General features: G+C 49.4%; 1 protein-coding gene. It reads left to right on the forward strand.

The features are described 5' to 3' along the window. The first annotated feature begins 152 nt into the window (after nucleotides 1-152). The gene (locus tag FC49_RS09590; RefSeq protein ID WP_003715813.1) at nucleotides 153-1,418 is read left to right on the forward strand and encodes an LCP family protein; all 1,266 of its coding nucleotides are present in this window, start codon (nucleotides 153-155) and stop codon (nucleotides 1,416-1,418) included. Nucleotides 1,419-1,467: the final 49 nt, after the last annotated feature.

The following is a 1,467-nucleotide window of genomic DNA, read 5'->3' on the forward strand; positions in this document are numbered from 1 at the left end:
TCATCAGTACTTCTTGACGAAGAGCCAAATCTTCCGGAGAGTCTTTATAAAAGTTTATGGAAAAGTTAAACTACTATTATGGCATTGAATTGCCCCAACATTCTTTGCTATATTAGGTAACGTTAGAAATAATTTACAGGGGTATATTTGTAATGGACAATAACGATCATCGCGAATCGCGCGAAGAATACCGTAAAAAACTAGAAAAGAAAATCTACGAAAATGCTCATCATAACGAGCCGCACGAGCATCACCACCGGCGCCCACACCTGCAAGGAGGCGGACGACCAACCCCGCCGCCGGTTCCTGAAAAGCACCACTACCACACGCCTAAATGGATGAAGTGGTTAATCTGGCTGCTGATCGTCCTCGTGGCTGCCGGCGGCCTGTACGAATACCACAAAGTCCACCAGATGGCAACCGGAGTCTTTAGTAACGGTGATGGCAAAATCAGCAAGAAACTCCAAAAGGGTGAACCCGTTTCCGTCCTCGCCATGGGGACCGACGTCGGGGCTCTCGATCGGGGAAACAAGGGTGGTAACACCGACTCAATTGAGTTATTTACCATCAACCCCAAAACGAAACGGATTACGATGACCAGTATCCCCCGGGATACCTTAGTCCGGGTCAACACCGATGATGGTGCTGATTACGTCAAGATCAACGCCGCTTACTCGATTGGCGGTCCTAAGCAGACCGTTAAGCAGGTCAGTGAACTACTTGATGTGCCAATCGACTACTACGCGGTCATCAACATGGGCGTCCTCAAGAAGGTCGTTAACTCCCTCGGCGGCGTTGAGGTTGATAACCCGTTTGCCTTCACTTACGAGGGGCACCACTTCAAGAAAGGCAAGCAGCACCTGAACGGGGAACAAGCGCTGAAGTATTCCCGGATGCGCTATGAGGACCCGAATAACGATTATGGCCGGCAGAAACGGCAGCAACAGATTTTGTCGAGTGTGATTGCCAAGTTTAAAAAGTCTGGTTCCATCAGCTCGGCCAACAAGATCATGGACGCCGTTGGGGACGGTGTAAAAACCAACATCCCGATTGATGACATTGCCACCCTATATGGTAATTACCACAGCGCGATGGATAACGTCTCTACTTACCACTTCCAAGGACAAAACGCCACGATTGACGGAGTATCCTTCCAGATTGCCAGTCCAAAGGAAATCAACCGCATTTCTAAGCTGGTCCGGAAGCAGTTGGGCTTGAAGCCGGTAACGGTGAACAACCACGAAACCCGGATGTACAAGTCCCAGCCAAACTACGACGGCTATAACAACACTGACTTTATCCTGCCTGGCGGTGCTTCCTACAACGACCCCGGCAGCGGTAATGGCAGCGATACGGTTTCTGGTGGACGCTCAAGTTCATCCCGGACCCGTTCCTCATCATTTGAAGATGAATACTAAGTAAAAAAGCAAGCTACGTTATGAAGTGAACCCTGTAAGTTGGACACTT

This window comes from Limosilactobacillus oris DSM 4864 (assembly GCF_001434465.1).
GTDB classification, from domain to species: Bacteria; Bacillota; Bacilli; order Lactobacillales; family Lactobacillaceae; genus Limosilactobacillus; species Limosilactobacillus oris.